This window comes from Paenibacillus amylolyticus (assembly GCF_047302515.1).
Lineage (GTDB): Bacteria > Bacillota > Bacilli > Paenibacillales > Paenibacillaceae > Paenibacillus > Paenibacillus amylolyticus_G.
The window spans coordinates 847,735-871,372 of record NZ_CP168019.1; the positions used below are offsets into that span (position 1 = coordinate 847,735).

Below are 23,638 nucleotides of genomic sequence, written 5' to 3' on the forward strand. Positions count from 1 at the left end.
ATATGCTATGGAAGCAACACTTCTTATTTGATACTATTTGATAATAATTATCATTATCAATATACATAAGGGGCGAAGTATATCATGTCACGAAGATTTAAAGGGTTGGGCATCATGCTGTTGGTGATCAGTATGATGTTGGCGGCATGTTCCGGTGGAACCAAGGAAGAGAATGCTACAGCTGGAACAGCAGGGGCTTCAACTGAAGGAGCAGCGAGTACTGCAGAAGAAACAGCGACTGAAAGTGGGACTAAGGTGGTGAAGGATCAGTTTGGAGAAGTAACGATTCCAACTCATCCTCAAAATCTGGTTGTGTTTGATTCGATTTATGCCGAGTATCTGATTGAGATGGGTGTTACACCCCAAATCGTCTTGTTAACTCCAGAAGTTGAAGCGGAATACCGTCCTGATTATTTGAAAGAACACCGGGTCCAGATCATTGAAGTCGAGCAATATCAATATAATTATGAGCAGTTGCTTGCGTTGTCACCGGATATGATTCTTACCGCTGGCGAAGGTATGGAACAGGGCGTATATGATGAATTGTCCAAAATCGCTCCTACGGTGGCACTGGATGCCAACAGTGAAATGAAGCGTGCTATGCCAAAGCTGGCTGCCATATTCGATAAGACCGAAGAATCTGCCAAAGTACTGGCTGAATTCGATGAGAAAGCCTCACAAGCGAAAGAGAAAATCGCGGCAGCCTTGGGAGAAAAGACCGTATTGGTTCTCCGGGTTGAGCACAATCGTTACCGTTTCATGGGTCCCAAAGGAGGAAGCAGCAGTGTTTTCTTCTATGATATCCTGGGTTTGAATAGTCCTGAAGTTATTAAAGATTCTACAGATTGGTTTAGCCAGTTCTCACTGGAATTCTTGCCTGAGATGAATCCAGATTATATTTTCCTGGAAGACAGAACCCTCGTAGGTTATGACACGAAGAAATCTATGGAAGATCTGAAAGCAAGCCAAGTGTGGTCGAATCTGGAGGCTGTGAAGAATGATCATGTCTTCCCGTTGAAGACAAGCCAATTTGTATCGGGTGTGGGTCCGATTGGCTCTGTAAAATTGATGGACTATGTTGTTGAAAAGTTGGTGCCTTAAATGACAACGGAGACACACTTGGATATCTACGATATTACCATCGTTGGTGGTGGACCTGCTGGCATGTACGCCTCCTTTTATAGTGGCATGAGAGCCATGCGTACCAAAATCATTGAAGCCAAACAGGAACTGGGTGGATTCATGCGTACGTACCCGGAGAAGCTGATCTGGGATGTGGGCGGGATTGATCCGATTCGCTGTGAGAAGCTGATTGAATCGCTGGAGAGACAGGCGAGAACGTTCGATCCAACGATTGTGTTTGGGCAGGAAATTGCTGAGCTTGAACGACGTGAGGATGGTGTATTTGTACTCATGTCCAAAACAGGGGAGCGCCATTACACACGTACCATCCTGTTATGTGCGGGCAGAGGCATGACCCAGGTGCAAAAGCTGGATGTCGAGGGTGCCAATCGGTATGAGCTGACGAACCTGCACTATACCGTAACTGATCTATCCCGATTTGCCGGGAAGCGTGTTCTGATCTCGGGTGGTGGCGATTCCGCAGTCGACTGGGCGAATGAAATGGGCAAGATCGCAAGTGAAGTTACGGTAGCACACAGGCGTCATGAGTTTACCGGACACGAGTCGCCAGTTGCACAGATGAAAGCTCAAGCCAACGTCATGACGCCATTTAACATCTCACGCTTATACGGTACAGGTGACAAAATAGATCGTGTCGAGCTGGCCCATGTAGAAACTGGTGAAATTACACATGTTGAAGTGGATGAAGTTGTCGTAAGCCATGGGTATGATCGTGATTTCGGTAACCTCGTGCAATGGGGACTGGCGCGGGAAGACTACGGCGTGTCCGTTGATCAGCGCATGCGTACCAACATTCCAGGCATATTCGGAGCGGGTGATTTCATCACTTATGGAAGCAAAGTCAGGCTGATTGCAGGTGCTTTTAACGATGCGGTGCTCGCAGTCAACAGTGCCAAGACGTATCTGGAACCTGCTGCTTCCGACATGGCGGGTGTATCTTCTCACAATGCCCGGTTTTATGAGAAAAACAAAGCACTATTGTAAAATAAGAAGAACCTGTGCGAAAGGGAAAAACATAGCAAAAGCCAGTCAAACCTCGAGAGTATCTCGTGTTCGACTGGTTTTTTTATCTGCATTTTATATTGAAAATTGGTCTATGCATTCATGTTATTGACTGGATTCATAGACCAATTTACTCATTATAGGCACTATAATTTTCTAATTTATAGTTAATAGTCTATGCCCCTCGTGATGGATACACATAGTATGTGGAGAAATATCACGGAGGTGAGTTCAATGTTAAATCGTCATGGAAAACGCATTTGTAGACGTAAATTTAAACAAAGCATGCATTGTCGTGTTAAGGTTAAGGTGGTAAAGGTTAGACCTAAGGTTGTTGTTAATGCACCGCAAGGCGCTCAAGGAATTTCTGGACCAGTAGGACCAATAGGTCCAAAAGGGGCAACTGGCGCTCAAGGGATACCTGGGCCACAAGGACCGATAGGTCTCAAAGGAGCGACCGGTGCTCAAGGGATACCGGGACCACAAGGACTGCAAGGGATTCCGGGTATACAAGGGCCAGTCGGGCCAGCAGGCGCGCTCGGAGCAGTGGGTCCAGTAGGTCCAGTAGGCCCAGTAGGCCCAGCAGGAGCAACAGGTCCGGCCGGTCCAGTTGGGGCTGGAATTTCCGATTTCCTAAGTGTTTTCCGAGCAGATCCTGGCACAGGTACTGACACAGTTCCAGGAAACGCTCCAATAACTTTAACCGGTGTTTTGGCTAATGTTGGAGGTGCATTTACTTTTGTACCGCCATCCTCGACGATAACAATCAATGAAATAGGAAGTTACTTGATCTCTTTTAGCATTCATAATCAGGGCAATGCGGATTTCAACCTCACGGTAAATGGAACGCCCATAACACCTGTGCCATTCACAGGTAATGGAGGTGGACCTATATCTGCTGAAGTTATTGTTACGGTTACAACGGTTCCGACCACGATCCAGCTGGTAAATGCGAATGCAACTCCTGCACAGTTGCATAACAATCTGAATACCACTGTGACCATTCTAAAACTGACTCCTTAATTCCGATTCTCAATATAGTGTATGTCAGCATAAAAATAAAAGTTTATGTCTTTTATCCAGTCAATAAGTCTATTTATTCAGCAAAATAGTCTGAACTAGTAGGCACTGGAGAGTGGCGGGACGATGAAGCTCATAGACTTCACCGCTGCTCTCTGCGTTTCCAGAGCCCAGCCTACCATTCGAACCAATCAACTATGATGCGAAGAGATTCGTACCTATAATGTGATAATCTGGTGAATTTCTTGTTGTATAAGTCCATGATGGTTGGTTCTCCATTATACTTGATGAAAACGGACGAGGAGATGGACTCCAGATGAAAAAACAAATGTGGATCATTGCAAGTGTTGCAGTTGTGATTGTAATCGGAACCTATCTGTTTGCAAGCAATACGGGCGAGGAAGAGGCGGGTACAGCCAATGCGCCCAACATCCGAAAATTGGTGGAAGATATCAGCACAGGTAAAGAGACACCTGAATCTGCCTCCATTAATGCCAAACAGTTAATCGTCACCGATCAGGATAAAAAGACCACTACATACGATTTGCCTGAAAATGAATTTTTCCTTTCCATTGCACCTTATGTGGACCAGACCCATCCCTGTGCAATTCATAGCTTGACCGGTTGTCAGGGGGAAATGAGCAATAAGGAATTCAGCGTTACCATTCACGATTCTCAAGGCAACACTCTTATGAAAGATGAAGTGATGAAGTCTGGTGCAAACGGATTTATGGATTTTTGGGTGCCTAGAGACAGAACCTATCTGATTCGTATTGTTCGAGATGGAAAGGTTGCAGAAACGCAATTGTCTACATATGAAAATGATAATACATGCATCACTACGATGCAGTTGAGTTAACAGCAATCAATAGAAGGGAAGGATGGCCATTGAGCTATCCCTTTCCTTTTTTATTTGATAAAAGAATGGGAATAAGGTACTTTCCATTGACAAAAATCCATTCCTACGGCATAATCCAATAGTGATAATGATAATTGTTATCATATAAATACATATTAACAGGGGAGAAAAGAGATATGAAAAAAGGGTTGAATGGACTGTTGATTATGCTGGCCTTTGTGCTGGTTTTGGCGGGTTGTGGTAAAACCACGACTACAACAGATACAAGTCAAGGTAGTGACTCGGGTAGTGCTCCGGCTGAAGAGACAGCAGGTCCTGTTACCGTGAAGCATAAACGTGGAGAGCTTAAGCTGGACAAGCCAGCAGAACGTGTCGTTACGCTTGAATGGACATATACGGAAGATGTCGTTGCCCTAGGTGTTCAACCAGTAGGTAATGCAGATAACGCTAACTATAAAGTGTGGGTAACATCCGAAGCAGCACTGGATGACAGTGTAACGGATATCGGAACACGCAGTGAACCAAATCTGGAAGCTATTGCTGCATTGAAGCCAGATCTCATCATTGCTAATGCAGATAATAACACAGCGGTCTACGATCAGCTGAATGCAATTGCACCAACGATTGAATATGATCCGTATGATGGTGACGGCTATGATTATGACAAGATGACAGAGATCTTTAATAACATTGCAACGGCTCTGGGTAAAGAAGACAAAGCAAAAGAAGTTCTGAGTAATCTCGATCAGCACTATGTAGAAGCCAAAGAAAAACTGGCTGCTGCGGGGAAAGAAAACTTCAACTTTGCACTGACACAAGCGTTCACATATCAAAATGCAGTCAGCCTGCGTATGTTTACCGATAACTCGGTTGTGATTGGTACATTGGACAAAATCGGACTGGTTAACGATTGGCAGCCGGACAAAGTTGAGAACTATGGCTTCTCAACAGTAGGCATTGAATCCTTAACCGATGTGAAGGACAGTAACTTCATTTATATTACACAGCCAGACGATGACGTCTTTGGCACAGCCATGAAAGATAACTCGGTTTGGAACGGACTGGACTTTGTGAAGGAAAAACGCACATATCAACTCGATAGCACAACATGGACATTTGGTGGACCGATCTCCTCCAAAGTATTGGTTGATGGGGTAGTCGAGGCGATTACCAAATGAGTTCGGTTCAAGGATCTAAGCCAGCTATGAATTGGCGCACAATAAGCATATATGGGGGCGGTCTAACCGCTCTCATCGTGCTTTTTTTTGTAAGTCTGTGTTATGGAGAAGCTTCCATTCCTTTGCATGTCGTTTGGGACGCTCTTACAGGAAGACAGGATTCATTAGAGCACAATATGGTTTGGGACTTGCGTATGCCGCGTACAGTGATCGGTATTCTTGCGGGTGGCGCACTGGCTGTTGCGGGCGCTTTGCTGCAAACGATTACTCGTAATCCATTGGCTGCTTCAGATACGCTGGGCATTAATGCAGGCGCATACTTTGTGGTGGTGCTGGGAGCTATCGCTTTTCCAGGTCTATTAAGTCAGTCGCCTTTTCTTTTCGCAGCCCTAGGTGGTTTGCTGGCAGCATTTGCGGCTTATTTCATGGGCGGCGGACGAACATCAAGCCCGGTTCGACTTGCGTTATCCGGTATGATTGTATCGATGGTCCTTGGTTCATTTACGAGTGCATTACATATTTTTTTCTCCATGGAGACACAAGGGTTGTTCCTTTGGGGCTCCGGAACACTTGTCCAGAATGACTGGAGTGGTGTGTTTTATGCTTTGCCTTGGGTGGTTGGTATTACCCTTCTCGCGTTAGTCCTGTCCAGACAGTGGGATATGCTGGAGTTGGATGAATCAACGGCTTCTTCCTTGGGGCAAAAGGTTGGATTGGCTCGTGCAGGAGGGTTAATTCTCGCTGTATTGCTGGCCGCCGTGATTGTAAGTGTAATTGGGCCGATTGGCTTCGTGGGACTGGTCGCACCACATCTGGTTCGATTGAGTGGTGTACGTTCTAACCGATTACTTTTACCCGGTGTGTTCATATGGGGCGCAGCGCTCCTGGTTGGAGCAGATGTCCTCGCCAAGATGGTGCATAACTCGAGCATGGAACTGCCAACGGGTGCTGTTATGGCAATCATTGGTGCACCGTGGCTCATCTGGCTTGTTCTTACACGCATGAAGGCGGCAAACGGATCAGGCATGTCAACTTCAATGAGCACAGGAGGAGCTGCTCGTCGCTTTGCATTTGGCCCGATGGCTGTATTATTTTCAGTCATAACGGTCGTGCTTATCTTGCTCAGTACGATGTTTGGCGGTATGCGAATTCCGCTGGCCGATTGGTTACCAAGTCTGTTCCAATCCGATGGACTGTTCTCCGCGCTGATTCAGCTTCGGATTCCGCGTACACTTGTTGCCGCAGGTGCAGGAGCTGCCCTGGCAATTAGCGGTGTGCTCATTCAGATGGCGGTACGTAACCCGCTGGCAGATGCTTCAATTGTTGGTGTGTCCTCAGGTGCAGGGCTTGGAGCGATGATGGTCATCATCTTATGGCCGGGTCTTCCGATATACTTGCTGCCAATTGCGGCAATCATCGGTGCAGCCATTGCTGCAGTGGTGGTGTTCTCCCTCGCCTGGAAGAAAGGACTGAACCCTTCGGCGGTTGTGTTGCTGGGGATTGCAATGTCTGCCATTGCTGGAGCAGGTATTCAGATTCTGATTGTCCGTGGTGCGGTATACGGTAGCAGCGGATATATCTGGCTGACAGGAAGCACCTATGCTCGTACCTGGGAACAGGTGAGGGTTATCGGATTATTTTTAGTTATTCTGGTACCGGTGGCTTGGTGGCTGGCACGCAGATTCGAACTGCTGGTATTTGACGACAATAGTGCATCCGGGCTTGGTCTCGGAGTACGTCGTACACGATTATTAGCCATGACAGTGGGTGTATTACTTGCAGCAGGTGCGGTTGCTTGTGTAGGAACCGTTGGTTTTATCGGCCTGATTGCACCACATATGGTTCGGTTACTGACGGGGAATAAGTTAAGACGTTCGATGTTCCTATCCGCATTAGCGGGTGCAGTCATGCTGGTGCTCGCCGATACAATCGGCAGAACCGTCATGGCACCGACAGAGATTCCATCAGGCATACTCATTGCGATCATCGGAACACCGTACTTCTTGTATCTGATGTATCGTTCTAACTGGCGCAAGTCTGTATAAATAGTTCAAACCAGAAGCCTGCTCCCCGAGCAGGCTTTTTGCTGTCACGGTATGCCCTCCAGCCATGATCTTATGTTCCTATTTAAACCCGGTTGCATATGTATTGGATCATTGGACCTGACGTGGTACCCACAGATAACCTCACCCAATGAATGTCTACTCCCGCACCAAATGACAAAATCCCCTCGGGTCTCAAGAAGTAGAGACCACGTTATCAAACGTGAAACTCTTACTCTCTGTGGACCTTGAGGGGATATTTGCTTGAGCACATTCGAATCGTACTCCTGTTAGCTGGATTTCAGAATCCCGCTGTCATCGACGGATTGTACCGCTTGTTGCAATATTTCATTATCCTGAACAAGCGCGAATCGAACGTAACCTTCGCCTGAAGGACCAAAGGCACTGCCTGGCGTTGCGATGACTCCTGCATGTGTAACCAGATCCATGGCAAATTGCTCCGAGCTGTCGTAGTGCGCCGGAATCCGGCTCCAGACGAACATCGTTGCCTCAGGTTTGGCAATCGGCCAGCCCAGACTGCTGAAGCCCTCACAGAGGATGTCTCTGCGCTGTTCATAGATTGCTCTGACCCGTTCAACCTCGGATTGATCACCGGTAATGGCGGCAATTGCTGCTTTTTGGATCGGTAGGAACATCCCGTAATCCATATTGGATTTCAGCTTTTTCAGCATGGAGACCATGGTTGCATTGCCCACACAGAAGCCGATTCGAGCTCCGGCCAGGCCATAGGTTTTGGATAAGGAATTGAACTCCACGCCGACGCCCATGGCGCCAGGAAACGCGAGGAAGCTTCCACAAGATTTTTCGTCAAACACGAGCTCGCTGTACGCGTTATCGTGGAGCACGATAATATCATACTTCTTGGCAAAGGCAATCAGGTCAAGATAGAACTGATCCGGTGCCATCGCGGTTGTCGGATTGTTAGGATAGGAGACCAGCATGAATTTTGCTCGATGAGCAATATCTTCCGGTATATCCTGAAGCTGAATAACATACCCGTTTTCTTCTTTTTGCGGCATATAATACAGTTCTGCACCTGCCAGTAACGGTCCATCTGCGAAGACGGGATAGCAGGGGTCAGGGACGAGCACCAGATCACCTTCATCGACAATGGAGAGGGATATATGTGCCAGCCCTTCCTGTGAACCGAGTAAGGAACAGATCTGTGTTGCCGGGTCTAACTCGACCTGATAGCGCTGCTTGTACCAATCGCTTGTAGCTTGCAGCAACTCACTCTGATCATTCACAGCATATATATAATTAGCCGGATCTGCAGCGGCCTCGCATAGTGCAGTTATAATATGCTGCGCAGGTGGGATATTCGGCGTACCCACACTCAGATCAATAACGGGCTGCCCGTTCTCCAGTCTGCGGCGTTTGATCTCCAGCAACCGGGTGAAAATTCCTTCGTTGAAATGATCCATTCGTTTGGCAAAGTTCATGATGATGATTCAGCCTCCAATCCTCTTCGTACGCATATTCATTAATAATAAATGGACAGCGACTAAAAGAGAAGAGCAGGGGAAAGCTCGCGGATCATGATGACTTTACTTTAAACTGGCTTAGTTCGTCTTGCAGTTTGCCAGATAGCTGGTTCAACTGTTTCGACAGATCCGCTACCTGTTCGATACTATCCAGCTGATCCTGCGTGCTGGCGCTTACTTCTTCCGTCGATGCCGAGTTCTCCTCTGTGGTGGATGAGATAATCTCCAGTGCCTGGAATATCTCATCTTTGTGTTTGTGTACATTGGCGGTATTAGTGGTAATCTGCATCATACGTTGCTGCAGATCTTTCAGGTCTTTGTTAATACTGAAGAATACATGTTTGGTATCTTCTACAGATTTGGCATTCTCCTCCGCAATCTTCATACCGCGCATGGTATGTTCAACGGACAGGGTTGTTTTCTCTTCAATAACATTCACCTTTTTGTTGATTTCCTCTGTTGCCTGAGCCGTCTGTTCTGCAAGTTTGCGGACCTCTTCGGCAACGACGGCAAATCCTCTTCCATGTTCGCCAGCACGTGCAGCCTCGATGGAGGCATTCAGGGCGAGCAGGTTCGTTTGAGAGGCAATCTGTTTGACTGTATCCACAAAACTGGATATTTCATTCCGACTCAGGTCAATCTCCTGGATAATAGAGGACATTGCTTGGGTGGACTGATGGTTTTCCTCGGACCATTTCGATAATTGTTCCACGACCGCAAGTCCTTGGCTGCTTTGATCAGCAGATGTCTGCACGACCGTTCCCATAGCCTGCGCATCGGTAGCAATTTCATCAATTTGGCTGGATAATGAGCCTGTTTTGCGTAAAATATTTTCCGTTTCGATGGACTGATAATTCGTTGCATTGGCAATCTCGTTGATGGCTGTTGATGTGTCATTCATTGTCACAGCCGTTCGTGAGGAGATGGCCTGCAGATCATTCGACGACTGGTTCAGGATTTGCGCCGAGCTGCCGACCATTTGCAACATGGCCTGAATTTTCTGTACCATGGAATTCAAGCCTGTGGCGATCTGTCCAATTTCATTATTAGATTTGATATCCACTTTGACAGTCAGGTCACCTTGTTCAATCTGTTTAATCTTGGCCAGCAGCTGTGGTATGGAGCGTAACAGACGGCGAAGGGTAATGTAACAGATAATCACAAGCAGAAGGGTGGCTGCAGCAAAACCGCCAAGCGTAATCCACGTGAATGTTTTTAATTCCGCGAGAACTTCTTCTTCGGATATGGTCAGACCAACGGACCATCCCGTATCTTTGCTGGTAGCGTAGCCGATATATCGACGTTCCCCATTGTCGTTCATAAGCTGTACGCCGTTTTCACCCGCAAGCATTTTCTTGCCGATGTCTCCCATGTCCCCCGTACTGTTCAGGATGTTCTCCTTCAATACCTTCTCTTGATCCGGATGGTACAGAATTTCCCCGCTCTTGGATAGCAACATGGAATAGCCCGTGCTTCCAAGGGAATAACTCTCCATAATCGCCGGAATATCCTTGAATGCAATATCCGCTGCGGCAAAGCCGATCGTGGTGTTGTTTTCGTCTTTGATTGGATAAAAGATACCCATGAGTACATCGCCTGCTGCAATATCAATGTACGGATCGGAGAAATAAAGTCCGTCTTCGTCGGTAACCGGCTTGTAGTATGGACGCGACTGGATATCAAAGTCCGGTGCAGATACGACACCATCATTTTGAATCCAAAAGCCTTTTCCATCCAGACCCGCGACCCAGGCATCTGCAAACGAAGGCTCTGCCTTAACGATAGCGGCGAGTGTCGCCTGCGTTTGCGCAGCGTAGGTAGAACTTGCCGCATCCGCAGCAGATGCTGTTGTTTCTATGTATTGCTGAAATAATGTATTAGTGGACATTTGCTTGACCAGTGCACCTTTTTCCTTGAATAATGCATCAAATTCACTAACAATGGCTTCTGTCTTGGTCTGGAGCATGGATTCCTGCTGTTTCACCAGAATGTTTCGTGTGCTTGCAAACATAAATGTTCCCAGCACGGCAAAGACAACTACGATAATGACCAGCAGCACAATGGACAACGTATTTGCCATACTGGATGTCCGTGCTCCCGTTTTCCCCCACTTGTTCAACATGTTCGACATATTCCATCTCCCAGATGATTAATAAAAAGCTCAAAACGCCTAAGTTATATGTCGGTATGATCTATAGTTTTATGTAGATTTCTGTCGAATAATCCTGAAAGCAACGGAAAGGAAAGGCATGAGTATGAGAAGGATGAAAGGGGAGGGATGAAAAAAGAGGAAAGGAATGAAAAACGGGGATCGGTAGTGGTTCATCCAGACGAACTTGTTTATAATGGAATGAATTGGAACTATGGATGGAAAAGGGGGATTATCTGTGAGTGAGTTATGGCATGCTTCAATACAGGGGGTTCCATGGAATGCCGAAAAGATGCACCAGGCGGTGCATCTGTTGCGCCGCAGAGCAACGGTTCATTTTCGCGTTGGCGCGGATACATACGAGGACCTTGCCGAGCTCGATGCCAAAGTATTCTTTGCCCGGCCGGATCTGATCCTACACATATCACATATGGACCCTAAAGGGGTATATTCATCCGGATTTTTGGGGCGACTGGCACAGTTGAAACATGTGTCTGCCTTGCAGCTTGATCTTTCGCAGGCACAGGATTTGACGATTCTGGGTGCGATGGAGCAGATGCAGTTTCTAAGATTGAATTCCCCTGCAAAGGCAACCCGGCTCGATTTTATTGAACACTACAGAAAATTGACCTTTCTTGAACTGCGTGGCAAATTCAACGGATTTGACTCCATTGCGGCATGTCTCCAACTGCATACGCTCATTCTGAACTGCACGGTCGAAAGTGTTGATGTGTTAGCAGAATTGCCTATGCTTCAGTATCTGTCACTGGATCAATGTGAGTTAAAAGGGGGACTGGATGTATTGACACAGTCGACCATCTCGATGTTGAAGCTAAGCTCTGTTCGCAAGCTGACGAGTATTCAGGGACTCGAACAGATGCGCGGGCTGGAATATCTGCATCTGTCCTTGCCCAAGCTGGAGCAGTTATGCGACTTTTCCCATATGACCTCTCTCAGACAGCTCGAATTGGACTATATGAAATCGTTGCGGGATACCGAATGTCTATGGACAGCCCGTGCTTTGGAGTCCATTGAACTGAAAGAGATAAATACGGCACTCAAGGCGGATTCGTTTGCTAGGCTAACCGGGCTGGAGCATTTGCGCCAAATTGATTTTCGTTTTATTGATGTTAATAAAGGACGGATTGCAGCTATGCGTGATCACCTGGACAAGGCCGGAAAATCCCATTTGTTATATGAAAATATCCCTGAGCATGAACGCATGAATTCCATAGGTATTGCACACTTGTCGCAAGTGTTAATGTAAACGGGCTTTTGTCCAGCATATATACAGAACGAACTCAGGTGAACGGACCGATTGAGGCGGGCAGATGTCTTGTTATCTAGGTGTTTGTATCCGTTAATGCGGGTATGTTGATCTCTTTCACGCAGGCCGCTTTGGACAAGCTGATAATACATCGAACGATGGCGACCATATCCTGTAGGGGAATACGGGTCCCGTCATACTCGGCGAGTGCACGTTCCATTCCGTCTTCATACGGAATTTCTGCCGCCAGTTCTCCCGGGTTGATGCATGTCACCGCGATGCGGTCATTCCTCGTATGTTCTCTTAGAGCTTCCGTAATACCTCGTATGGCAAATTTGGAGGCGACAAAAGAAACCTGGCTGCTGCCTGCATTGCTCAAACCGGCTGTTGAACCAATCAGGATAATCTTGCCTGCTTCAGACTGGCGGAGCTGAGGCAGTAAAGCCTGTATACATACAATTGTAGAAGTCACATTCACATGGATCAGCTGACTGATATCTGCGGGTTCATCCTTATCAAACGTGTAGTGCTCTTCAAATCCTTCCTTTTCCCAGATCCCCACGTTATAAATAAGCACATCCAACGTCTCGCCTTGAAGTTGGCTGGCAACTTGCTCTGCGGCCTGAAGCTCGGAAAGATCAGCCTGAATCCATATTCGCTCGACGCCATCCTCCACGGACAGACTTTCCGGCTTGCTGCGAGAGACCACCCAGACCTTATCACCGGATTGTGGCACACCTCTGACAAATGCATCGCCTAATCCTTTGCTTGCACCAAAGACAATTATATTCTTCAAATAAACCCCTCCTTATCGATTAGAAATTAATAATATCTACATTAATCTATATCTTACTATAGAGGTGATATATGGAACATGAAGTTTACATGAGGTATACTTCATCCTTATCAAGTTCCGGGATTTTTGAAGTTAAAAGGCGAAGCTCTTCATAAGAAATATACTGAAAAAGACCTGGCTCCACACATAGTGAAGTCCAGGTCCTGATCAATAAGTGAAAAATTAATAACCGAATAAAACTACATCTATTCTACGCGGAAATAATCGAAATCTGCATATCCTCCGGTAGACTTCGTTGCATAATTGAATAGTGCAAACCGGTATCCCATAAAGTGTGGCAGGGTGTAAGACATTTGAAGTGTATTGCCAATGGTTGTCCAATTGCTGCCATTCAGGCTATAAGCAAAGTATGCTTTGTCGGTTTGGTTCGTAAAATCACAGATGACGCGGAGATAGATTCTGTTCTGGTTGAATGGCACAGTTGCTACTTCAGTCATGGTGCCGGAACTGGCATTAGCCATAACGATGGATTTGGTGCTGCCCGTCATTTTTACGCCGACAAAACCATATTTGGACTGAAAAGCAGCGAGTCCAGCATAATCACCATCCTTCATGCCTGCTGTATCCAAAGCGGTCATCCCTGTGCTTTTTGGACCAAAGGTTCGTTGTGTCAGCGTGTTGCGGGCTTCTAACAGGTTTTTGCTGATTTTGCCTGCGGTTAACCGCATGAAACCGGGCCGCTGGAGCAGGGACCAGTTGGCAGCATCAGGGTTATGATTCCACTGCCAGAAAGTAGCGAGACTGGATGTACCGGAGGATGAATTGCTCGTCAGGGAGACGTCATCTACATAAAACGCCATCAAATCATTGGTCGGGTCCGGATTCGAGTTATACGGTGTTTCCACAAAAATAAAGCTTTGGGACAGGTCTGCATTCGACGGAACGGTATACGTTCCTTGAATGGTACCCCACTGTCCGCGTGTTAACGTCGCACTGCCCATAATGGTAATTCCGGTATAACTTGCACCGTTCTGGATGCTAAGATTGAACGTTTTGGATGCAGGACCAGTAGTGTATTTGATCTTTGCCGAAAAAGAGTATGTTCCTCCTGGTACCAGCTTGCCTGTAACCATCTGTTTGGCTCCGCCTGCTGTCTGCTGTCTGCCGCTGACGAGCAGGCTTTTTGTACCGCTGAACGCTTCGGCATTCGTTAAGTTGATGGTTGCCGTATTGTTGCTGGTCCACGGCTGAATGTTACTTTCCTCAAAGCCGCCGTTCACTAACAGTTGCGTTACTGAAGGTGTGCCTGATGTGGTTGTGTTGAACTCATCGGACCCGTAGATTTTGGCAGCAGGCTGACCTTCAACGGGCATATTCATGTTAAGGGGGACCTTGCCGTTCACCCCAAACACAGGCCAGTTATCCGACCACGTCACAGGAACGAGATAGGGGATGCGTCCAATGGCCCCGCTATCACGAAACAGCAAGCCGTACCAAGCGCCGGATGCGGTATCCACGATGCCTCCTTGGGCGATTCCCGAGTCTCTGAGTACAACTTTACCTGTGTATGGACCTGTTAATGTGTTTGCACGATAGGCAAGCTGAATGCGACCATCACCCGAAGGCCAGGCAATCAGGAATACATAGTACATGCCATTGATCTTCTGAATGTGTGCTCCTTCTGCCTTTACAATCATGTTGGAGCCGGCAACACTGCTTGCGTTTGGAATCAGGACCTGATTAAGCCCGCCGGATTTAACGGCCTTGGCATCAGGTGTCAGCTCAACGATACTGATGTTATCACTGCCATGAACAAGAAAGGTTCGATTCCCGTCAAACAAAAGGGAGGGGTCATGGTAATAACTGTTCAATGTGTAAGGTGTCCATGGCCCTGTTTCAATATTGCTGGTTTGGTAAATATACGTCTTGCCCGTGGAAAGCGAGCCAAAGGCCACATAATATATACCGTTGTTGTACCGCAAGCTGCTCGCCCAGGAACCACGCCCATACTCGTTTTGTCCATTGTTCAGATTCTGTATGTCCCCGTTCCCAAGCGTATCGTATACATAGTTTACGATGCTCCAGTTGACCAGATCATAAGACTTCATGACCGGGACTCCCGGATTCATATGCATCGTTGTGCTTGTCATATAAAATGCATTGCCCACCCGAATGACGTCACTGTCAGGAACATCCGCGTAAATAACCGGATTGCTGAACGTTGCGGCTGAAGCTGCCGGACTTGTCAAAGGGAATGATGTTATAAGCAAAGGAAGAGCGAGTAGAAGAGCACTGATTTTTTTCCACATATTCTATCCTCCCAATTGATCATGTCCTATGAATTAAAGCGAGTACTCCAGATAATCAATGTAAGCATCCCAAGTGCCATTATCCGTTGTTACGACCAGCTTGATTTCCTGATTGCCTATAGCGTGAGTGATGCCGGTGAGGGTTTGAACGGTCGGCTCCGTTCCCGTGAAGTAGAAAGAACCAGCGGTTACACCCCCGATGACCAGATCAACACGGGCTGTATTATTGTTGTTGGAAGCGCCGCGGACAGAGAATTGATGGGTTGGGAATGCAAAATATTGATTGTATGCTGCATAATCATTGTTCCCGTAAAGAGCAACTCCATTAAAAGGGGAACTGACTACGCCAGCGTATTGACCGCCAAGCGTCATATTCTCGGCTTCGTAACGGGTAACGTTTGGATTGGGATTAGGATTTGGGTTAGGGTTGCCGCCCGAACCGGATGTGAACTGCCAGTAGTCCAGTTTGAACAGGTTTCCATTGCCCGAGCCTGTAAACACCAGATACAAACGATGTACACCCGTTGCGTTGGTTACATTCGTCTCCATCTCGCGCCAAGTTTGCGAACCGCCGGTTGAGCTTACATTAAGTGTTCCAGCCAGAGGACCTGTCGGACTGTCCAGTCGTACCTCGATGTTGCCATTTCCGGTAGAAGCGACATTAGCCTTGAACTTGGAGGCTCCAGCTGAGCCAAAATCAACATTGCCGACCGCGATCCAATCCCCGTTATGAATATTAGTGACATTCTGATTGGCTACAGGTCCACCGCTTGCTTGACTCGGTTCAGTGTTAATTCCTGCTTGCCAGCCAATGGTTTCGGCTTCCACCCGGACATACGGGTTGAGGTTAGTGATCTGAGGTACACCTGTCATATTTCCCTGAACCTCCTGGATTGTTCCATCCGCATTATGTGTCAGTTTGTTGATATGTGTGGAACGGTACCCTTTACCATCACCGAGGAATGCCTTGCTTACCGTTTGCGCATGGTACGCCACATACCATTCGTTGTTGAATTGGAACACGGCATGGTGGTTATTGCCGCCTACACCGAAGAACGTGCCGGGATTTTTCAGAAAGTGTCCTTTATACGTGAAAGGCCCCATCGGGCTGTCGCTGACCATGTATCCGATCTCACCTTTTGGATATGCAGTGGGGTGTGTTCCCGCGAAGTTGATGCAGTAGGAGTAATAATATTTGCCGTTATACTTGTGGATGCCAGAATCTTCGAACATATAAGGAGAATCAATAGTCACAGCACTGCCCACCACACTGGTCATGTCGGCACCGAGACGAATGACCCGAGCTGTTTTGGGATTGGCAATGGAAGCAGCATTGGTATCGTTCGGGATGCCGCCTCCAGCATACAAGTAAGCAGAGCCATCATCATCGACAAGTACAGCCGGATCAAAGAGCCAGGTTACACCGGACATACCCGGTGTTCCATGTGTCAGGAGGGCACGTCCAATTGGGTCGGACCACGGTCCAATGGGGGAATCAGCCGTGAGTACGCCAATACCTCCACCCGAGTTGGCAAAGTACAGGAAAAACTTTTCTTTGCCAGCAATGGTTTTCTTCGCCATGGCAGGAGCCCAGGACTGAGTAGCCCATTTGGCAATTCCTTGTCCATTATTGGCATTATTCGCACCCGCTACCGGGATGGAACCATGGTCTGTCCAGTTCACCATGTCAGCTGAGGAGATGACGTTAATTTTCCCAATCGTGCTGTACTGGTTCTCTCGGACAGAGCCGTCACTGTTGTACAGATATGCATCACCTGTCATGTAGACATAGACCCGATTGTTATGGACGAGCACATAAGGATCGGCTCCCAGTTTATGATCGATGAGGGGATTAGAGTTTCCAGGAAGTTTGGCAACGGCTGCATTGGCTGCATGGCTCGATTCAACGGGCAGGGTGACAAAGATTAGCAGACACGACAACAACAAAACTAGCGGTTTACGAATCATACGTTTCGCCTCCATAGGATTGGATTAGTTGGTGAGCTGAAATTCAGAATAACTGAGATGATGAAATGTCGAAAAAACGAAAAGATTTTCCTCATGTCACCCCCTTCTTGAAATAATGGTTAGGTTGGCTGTTAGGATAAGTCTTTATGTTGTCATATATGGTTTAAGCCAGACAACCTGTGCACCGGGTACGTGGTCACGGCAGCAAGGGGAGTGGCTATAGCCCGAAGTAAGCCTGCATCTGTGGGTGCGATTAGAAAAGCTATAATCTGTCAGGTTTCTTTTTGTAATCGCTTTCAATAAAATGGGTTAGAACACTGAAATTTGGCGAAGAAAGAGGTTTAGTCACATTTAAATGTAATTATTTTTCATATTTTCTTTTAAATGTTTATTAACTTGACGATATCATATCACAATTTTAAGATAATACAATCTTTTTCTATTTTTTAGTAGAGGATGAAGAAAATGATTATACTTTGTGTTTAACATTGGGCTTGATGGTAAAAATACTATCTCGTATTCTATAAAACTACACTTTCAAGCATAGCTTTACCCGGCCAACAATTAGATACGAGAAAAAGACGTCTTAAGCTGTGACCGTTTCCCTGGAATCTACCGGGTGAACGGTCATTTCGTTTTTTTCTGGAATCGATCCTGGTTATATAACAAAATCTACTCTTACTTGCTGACCAACTTTGACATTGCATAATTTCTTTTCTTTGTTTTACATATCCCAGTTTTTGTATAGCTAAAGCCCTGAGCGTAGAAGGTTGTTAAGTGATAATGGTGGGGTGCCCCCTGTGTTTTGTCCACACCGTTGATTGAGTGTTTGAATATTACTATCGAGTGAGCTTATGCCAAATACTGCTAGAGTCAGAGGTTCATAAAGGTGGGATGGGAAAAATGGCTATCTTTTCAACTGGGCCGATTGAAAACAATCCGGTTTCCGGGGTTAGACCGACCCAACAGGTAACGATTAGATTGGCAAGTCGGGCTGAGGTGGATTCTGTAACAGTATCCATTCAGGGGTATGTGCTAAGCACAACAAGAACGCTGTATGTGAGTGAAGTAATCAGTATTGCCCCTAATGAAGCAGTGACCAGAAATTATTTTGCAGATTTAGATGCTTTTGAGTTTGTTTTTGGAACAGATGTGGAAGGCGTGGAGGAGGTAGAAATTTCAGTGTGGGGCAAACAAGCCTCTGGACAATTGGTTGATGCACACCGAGTGGTAGAGCATGAAAAAACAGTTAATAACATCTAGCAGATCAGAAATCCCTAAAAGAGGAGATGTAGCGATGAGCTTTTTATCAACAGGGCCAATAGAAAATAATGCTGTTAGCGGTGTAAGACCGACTCAGACAGTTACTGTCAGAATTGATAACCGTAGTGATGTGAGTACCTCAACCATACAAATACAAGGGTATTACATGAGTGGTGGAATGAGGGTCTTGTATGTCAGTGAGTCTTTTGACATCGCACCCAATCAAGTAATAACCAACAACTATTTTGCGAATCTTGATGCCTTCGAGTTTACTTTTACAACAACAGCGACGGTTAATGATCCTGTGCAAGTATCCGTATGGGGTAAGAGCAGCACAGGTGCTTTGGTAACAGCCCATCGTTTGGTTTCTTCCGAATTGCTGGGTGAAACCCCAAGCATCAACGGAGCTACAGGCGCAACCGGGGCTACGGGGGCGACAGGCACACCAGGGACAGCTGGAGTGACAGGTGCAACAGGCGCACAAGGCACAGCGGGAACAACAGGAGCAACAGGTACAACGGGTGTAACTGGAGCGACAGGCACAGCAGGTACAACGGGAGTAACCGGAGCAACAGGCACGGCAGGTACAACCGGTGTAACCGGAGCGACAGGCACAGCAGGTACAACGGGAGTAACCGGAGCAACAGGCACGGCAGGTACAACCGGTGTAACCGGAGCAACAGGCACGGCAGGTACAACCGGTGTAACCGGAGCGACAGGCACAGCAGGTACAACGGGTGTAACTGGAGCGACAGGCACAGCAGGTACAACGGGAGTAACCGGAGCAACAGGCACGGCAGGTACAACAGGTGTAACCGGAGCGACAGGCACAGCAGGTACAACGGGAGTAACCGGAGCAACAGGCACGGCAGGTACAACCGGTGTAACCGGAGCGACAGGCACAGCAGGTACAACGGGTGTAACAGGTGCGACAGGCGCATCAGGTACAACGGGTGTAACCGGAGCGACAGGCACAGCAGGTACAACGGGTGTAACCGGAGCAACAGGCACAGCAGGTACAACCGGTGTAACGGGAGCAACAGGCACATCAGGTACAACCGGAGTAACGGGAGCAACAGGCACAGCAGGTACAACGGGTGTAACCGGAGCGACAGGCGCATCAGGTACAACGGGTGTAACAGGAGCAACAGGAGCAACAGGCACAGCAGGTACAACTGGAGTAACAGGGGCGACAGGTACAACAGGTACAACGGGTGTAACGGGAGCAACAGGCGCATCAGGTACAACAGGAGTAACCGGAGCAACAGGTACAACCGGGGCTACGGGTGCGAGTGGTTCTGGAACAATTATTCCTTATGCATCAGGACTTCCCGTTGTGTTGACTACAGTTTTGGGTGGACTTTTGAATACTTCCAGTTTAGTTGGTTTTGGCAACAGTTCTACCGGAGTAAGTGTTAACGGAGGAATTATTGATCTCACAGGCGCTGCAGGCACATTGCTTAACTTTGCTTTCTCAGCATCGCGTGCGGGAACGATTACTTCACTGGCCGCTTATTTCAGCACAACAGCCGGACTTAGTTTGGTTGGATCTACAGTAACCTTAACTGCACAATTATTCCGATCCACTACACCTAATAACTCCTTTACAGCTGTACCGGGTGCATTGGTAACCTTAGCTCCTCCACTGACCGGCATTTTGGCACTGGGCACAATATCCAGCGGGGTGACTACAGGACTGAGTATTCCGGTATCTGCCGGTGACCGCCTGCTTATGGTATTCTCAGCATCAGTAACAGCCGGAATTGATGTGGCTACAACGGTAGCGGGATATGCAAGTGGCGGCCTTACCATCACTTAACGGAAAATGGGCTATATAACAAGTTTAAAGACAGGGACTCTTGCCAACAGGGTGAGAGGTCCCTGTTTATGTGTGTGCTTTTGTTTTCAAACTCTCTTCAAATGAAAGATAAGGACTATACAAAAACATAAAAAGACGAGGATTGCTCCTCGCCTCGTACATACTGCGGCCTACTCAATTTCACTCTGTTTTGGTTAGGCTGTCTACGACAAATTTAAGTTGGGCTTCCAACGAAATTGGGTCACTAAATACGAAGCCACGGCTTTCCTCGCGATAAACGTGATTATTCTGGACAGCAGGGAGGTTATCCCAGATAGGACCTTCAAAAACGGAATCCCCACTCTCATCACCTGTCCATCCACTAATAAAGATATAATCTCCTGCGTATTGTGGTAACAATTCAAGTGATAACTTGGCCCAACCTTTACCGCTATCGATGGCTTCCTTCTGAATGATCGGCGGTGCCTTCAGGCCGAACTCGCCATAAATAATATCTCCACCTCTACCAAAGCTCCCGTAGGCATAAAATTCTTTGGCACTTCCCGTATCAAAAATCGAAACAGTGCGATCACCTACCGCTTGCTCCACGAGTGGTTTATATTCAGCGATTTTAGCGTCCCACTCTGCGATCCAGGCCTTCGCTTGCTCTTCTCTACCAGTCATCTTGCCAAAATCCATCAATTGCTGCCGCAGAGGTACTCCATATTCAACAGCGACGGTCGGCGCAATTTTGGTCAGCTTTTCGATCGTTTCAGGGTCATTCCAAACGACAATTAAATCCGGCTGCAACTCCATGATTTTCTCGTAGGGTACATCGTTACCGATGTTGACAACGTCATGGAGCTTTCCTTCTGTATAACTGTTAAAGGACTCATCACCAGTTCCAACAGGCTTAAGGCCAAGAGCTAGCAAATGACCGGTAAAGGCTCCTGCAACCATTACGACACTTTGAGGTTTTTTGGGGATTTGTACTTCACCGTTAACCGCAGAATAGGTTACCATCTCCGAGCTGCCGGTTGTGGTGTTACTGATATTACTCTCTGCACCTACAGTGGGATTTTGCGTACTGCCAGTGCTTCCATTCGTGTTTGCTGGCCTGGAACATGCGCTAACCAATAGAGTTAGGCACAACAGTAGGGTAATTCCTACAGGTAGTTTGCTTCTATACATCCGTAAATCTCCTTTTTCGCTATGTTGATAATGATTATCATCTCTGATATCAATATAACGACGGAGTTTACGCGGAGCAATGGATGATGGAAGCCTAAGGATAGGACGATAAGAACCTCTTATCACTTGTCCGGACTCATCCTTGAATTGCTTTGGTGTGACTCCTGTATGCTTTTTGAACATTCTTATAAAATAGGATACATCAGCATATCCGACGCTTACAGCGACTTTTTGCAGAGATAACTCGGTCTTTTGCAGCAGCGTCACTGCTTTGTTCATCCTAATACCGATTAAGTAATCGATTAGACTTGCGCCAGTTTCACGTCGGAAGTACTTGGACAGATAAGGGACGCTGTAATGGAATGTACGAGCGAGGGTTTCCCGGGTCAGCGGCTGGGCGTAGTGCTCCTGCATATAGCGAATAAGCTGAGAAGCAAGGTTAGGCCTAACAATGCTGACCTGCTGTTGATCCATTTGTCTGAGCAATTCATATACAAATTGATAGAATAGTGTTTTGGTATGGAGTCGCTCCAAGCGTCCCGGTCTATTCCACTCGCCCAGCATTCGCTCAGTGATTTCGTAGAGGATGGCAGGATGATATGGAATAAAACCGTACTGGAGATGGAATGGCAATGGTTGATCCGGTTGTTGAAGTGTATGCTGCTTGCCAGGTAGCGGTAAGGAGGCTTTGTAGAAAATCAGGTAATAATGAAAGGATTCGTTCGTTGGGATGATGTCCAGACGGGTGTTTTTGCCCCCATGAAGCATATAAAATGGTTTGGTAGCATGCTCATTTCCGTCTAAGATCACGGTTGCATTGCCATTCGTTACGTACAAAAAGGCGCTGGCAGGGAACAGGTAAGGACGTACGCACTCGTCGGCCTGTATGACAATATGTCGTACATCCATGATTTTGAGCGATGCACAATTCCAGATGAGTATGTGTTCTTGTACATTCAAGGTTGCTTTCAATAGAGAGTTGTCTTCCTTCCATGAGCTGTTGAAGCCAGCCTTTTATGTGGTGAGGTTATTATATAATAATATTAGTGGCTACTTGCAAAAAAAACTGAAATACAGCCGCTGCAATGCGATATACATATTCCGAAGTCTAAATGAATTGTGTTGCAGGTAAAAAACGATCTATAATAATAGATGTATAAAAATACATATTTTAGGGAGAGCCAAGATGGGAAAAAGATTGTTAATAGCACTATTAAGTATGATCATGTTATTTGGAGTGGTACCTGCATATGGTGCAGGAACTTCTGGAAATTCTTTAATATGGGAGGGTTATAACGACAACGGAAGAATGGTGGGTATTAATTATACTACGTTTACAGGCAAAAAAAGCACAACGAAATCTATTTATAATAAGCAAGCTTCACAGCAAAAAATTATTGGGAATTGGATTTATTTTTTAGTAGAGGACGAAGAAGATCATTATTCTATCGCTAAGATTAAAACAGATGGTTCGGCATTCGCTTACGTATCCCAAGATGATAATTTTGCAAGTTTTGATGTTGCTGGAGATACGATTTACTTTGTGAAAAGTGAATACAACGGTAATTTGTACGATGATTTGTCTTATGGCTCAATGAAGACAGATGGTACGAAGAAACAGATTATTTTGCCTGTATCTCCTTTTTATAATTTTGAGATTAATAAAGAGTATGTATACTATACGGAGCGGCATACAGATTTGTTTTATCGTATGAAAAAAGATGGTACCGCAACTAAATTATTATCCTCAAAAGGTGTGTCAGTATACAAATTTTATGGTAATGTGTTGTTTTTTTCTGAGATGATAGATGGAGGCTATAGTTCCAGAGGTGTCTTTGCAGAGTTGGATGGAGCCAGAAAAAAGACATTTGCATCAGATGGTTATATTCATCCTTTAGCATACTTGAATAATAAGTTCTATTACCGAAAAAATACGATAGACAAAGTAGGCAATACTAGAAGTATTATTTATGTTTATAATCGCTATACAGGTAAGAAGAATAAATTTGCTTCTATAGATTATTATGACCGCTTCTTAGGACAAGTTGGAAACAGTCTTGCATTCCTAACCTTTCCAAAAGGAGATGTGTATAAAATTGGACTTGATGGAAAGTGAATAATAAATCTGGTCATATTCGCCCGCCTTCC

At 46.4% G+C, this 23,638-nt stretch carries 16 protein-coding genes; 10 read left to right on the forward strand and 6 right to left on the reverse strand.

Annotated elements, in window-relative coordinates; all coding sequences use genetic code 11:
• The first annotated feature begins 84 nt into the window (after positions 1–84).
• The 6 genes from ACDJ59_RS03740 to ACDJ59_RS03765 all read left to right on the forward strand — a co-directional run bounded on the left by ACDJ59_RS03740 (position 85) and on the right by ACDJ59_RS03765 (position 7,247).
• On the forward strand, positions 85–1,101 hold the full coding sequence (locus ACDJ59_RS03740; protein ID WP_413407717.1) for an ABC transporter substrate-binding protein: 1,017 nt from the start codon (positions 85–87) through the stop codon (positions 1,099–1,101).
• Positions 1,102–2,127: an NAD(P)/FAD-dependent oxidoreductase gene (locus ACDJ59_RS03745; RefSeq protein ID WP_413407718.1), complete on the forward strand. Its 1,026-nt coding sequence runs from the start codon at positions 1,102–1,104 to the stop codon at positions 2,125–2,127.
• A 252-nt stretch (positions 2,128–2,379) separates the two neighbouring features.
• Positions 2,380–3,168 carry a collagen-like protein gene (locus ACDJ59_RS03750; RefSeq protein ID WP_413407719.1) on the forward strand — a complete coding sequence of 263 codons (789 nt, stop codon included), beginning with the start codon at positions 2,380–2,382 and terminating at the stop codon, positions 3,166–3,168.
• Positions 3,169–3,481: 313 nt separating this feature from the next.
• Positions 3,482–4,024, forward strand: a complete 543-nt coding sequence (locus ACDJ59_RS03755; RefSeq protein ID WP_413407720.1) for a CueP family metal-binding protein — start codon at positions 3,482–3,484, stop codon at positions 4,022–4,024.
• Positions 4,025–4,200: 176 nt separating this feature from the next.
• Positions 4,201–5,202: an ABC transporter substrate-binding protein gene (locus ACDJ59_RS03760; RefSeq protein ID WP_413407721.1), complete on the forward strand. Its 1,002-nt coding sequence runs from the start codon at positions 4,201–4,203 to the stop codon at positions 5,200–5,202.
• Positions 5,199–7,247 carry an iron ABC transporter permease gene (locus ACDJ59_RS03765; RefSeq protein ID WP_413407722.1) on the forward strand — a complete coding sequence of 683 codons (2,049 nt, stop codon included), beginning with the start codon at positions 5,199–5,201 and terminating at the stop codon, positions 7,245–7,247. Before ACDJ59_RS03760 ends, ACDJ59_RS03765 begins: the two co-directional genes overlap by 4 nt.
• Before the next feature lie 287 nt (positions 7,248–7,534).
• Here ACDJ59_RS03765 and ACDJ59_RS03770 read toward each other — a convergent pair whose 3' ends face one another.
• Positions 7,535–8,707 (reverse strand): aminotransferase class I/II-fold pyridoxal phosphate-dependent enzyme, encoded by a 1,173-nt coding sequence (locus ACDJ59_RS03770; RefSeq protein ID WP_413407723.1) that lies wholly within the window; start codon positions 8,705–8,707, stop codon positions 7,535–7,537.
• Positions 8,708–8,801: 94 nt separating this feature from the next.
• Positions 8,802–10,880: a methyl-accepting chemotaxis protein gene (locus ACDJ59_RS03775; protein ID WP_413407724.1), complete on the reverse strand. Its 2,079-nt coding sequence runs from the start codon at positions 10,878–10,880 to the stop codon at positions 8,802–8,804.
• A 256-nt stretch (positions 10,881–11,136) separates the two neighbouring features.
• Here ACDJ59_RS03775 and ACDJ59_RS03780 point away from each other — a divergent pair, with 256 nt between their 5' ends.
• The gene (locus ACDJ59_RS03780; RefSeq protein WP_413407725.1) at positions 11,137–12,165 is read left to right on the forward strand and encodes a hypothetical protein; all 1,029 of its coding nucleotides are present in this window, start codon (positions 11,137–11,139) and stop codon (positions 12,163–12,165) included.
• Between the two features lie 76 nt (positions 12,166–12,241).
• Here ACDJ59_RS03780 and ACDJ59_RS03785 read toward each other — a convergent pair whose 3' ends face one another.
• The 3 genes from ACDJ59_RS03785 to ACDJ59_RS03795 form a co-directional block, all read right to left on the reverse strand.
• Positions 12,242–12,961 (reverse strand): SDR family oxidoreductase, encoded by a 720-nt coding sequence (locus ACDJ59_RS03785; protein ID WP_133385708.1) that lies wholly within the window; start codon positions 12,959–12,961, stop codon positions 12,242–12,244.
• A gap of 245 nt (positions 12,962–13,206) precedes the next feature.
• Positions 13,207–15,270, reverse strand: coding sequence for a family 43 glycosylhydrolase (locus ACDJ59_RS03790; RefSeq protein WP_413407726.1), 2,064 nt, complete (start codon positions 15,268–15,270; stop codon positions 13,207–13,209).
• A gap of 33 nt (positions 15,271–15,303) precedes the next feature.
• On the reverse strand, positions 15,304–17,238 hold the full coding sequence (locus tag ACDJ59_RS03795) for a carbohydrate-binding protein (RefSeq protein ID WP_413407727.1): 1,935 nt from the start codon (positions 17,236–17,238) through the stop codon (positions 15,304–15,306).
• Positions 17,239–18,141: 903 nt separating this feature from the next.
• On the opposite strand from ACDJ59_RS03795, the gene ACDJ59_RS03800 reads away from it, so the two are divergent.
• Both ACDJ59_RS03800 and ACDJ59_RS03805 read left to right on the forward strand, forming a co-directional pair.
• A complete protein-coding gene (locus ACDJ59_RS03800; protein ID WP_413407728.1) occupies positions 18,142–18,501 on the forward strand; it encodes a hypothetical protein in 360 nt (119 codons plus the stop codon).
• Between the two features lie 34 nt (positions 18,502–18,535).
• Entirely contained in the window at positions 18,536–20,320 is a 1,785-nt protein-coding gene (locus tag ACDJ59_RS03805) for an exosporium glycoprotein BclB-related protein (protein WP_413407729.1), read from the forward strand.
• Between the two features lie 180 nt (positions 20,321–20,500).
• On the opposite strand, the gene ACDJ59_RS03810 is transcribed toward ACDJ59_RS03805, so the two are convergent.
• The gene (locus tag ACDJ59_RS03810; protein WP_413407730.1) at positions 20,501–22,462 is read right to left on the reverse strand and encodes an AraC family transcriptional regulator; all 1,962 of its coding nucleotides are present in this window, start codon (positions 22,460–22,462) and stop codon (positions 20,501–20,503) included.
• 214 nt (positions 22,463–22,676) lie between these two features.
• Here ACDJ59_RS03810 and ACDJ59_RS03815 point away from each other — a divergent pair, with 214 nt between their 5' ends.
• Positions 22,677–23,606, forward strand: coding sequence for a DUF5050 domain-containing protein (locus tag ACDJ59_RS03815; RefSeq protein ID WP_413407731.1), 930 nt, complete (start codon positions 22,677–22,679; stop codon positions 23,604–23,606).
• Positions 23,607–23,638: the final 32 nt, after the last annotated feature.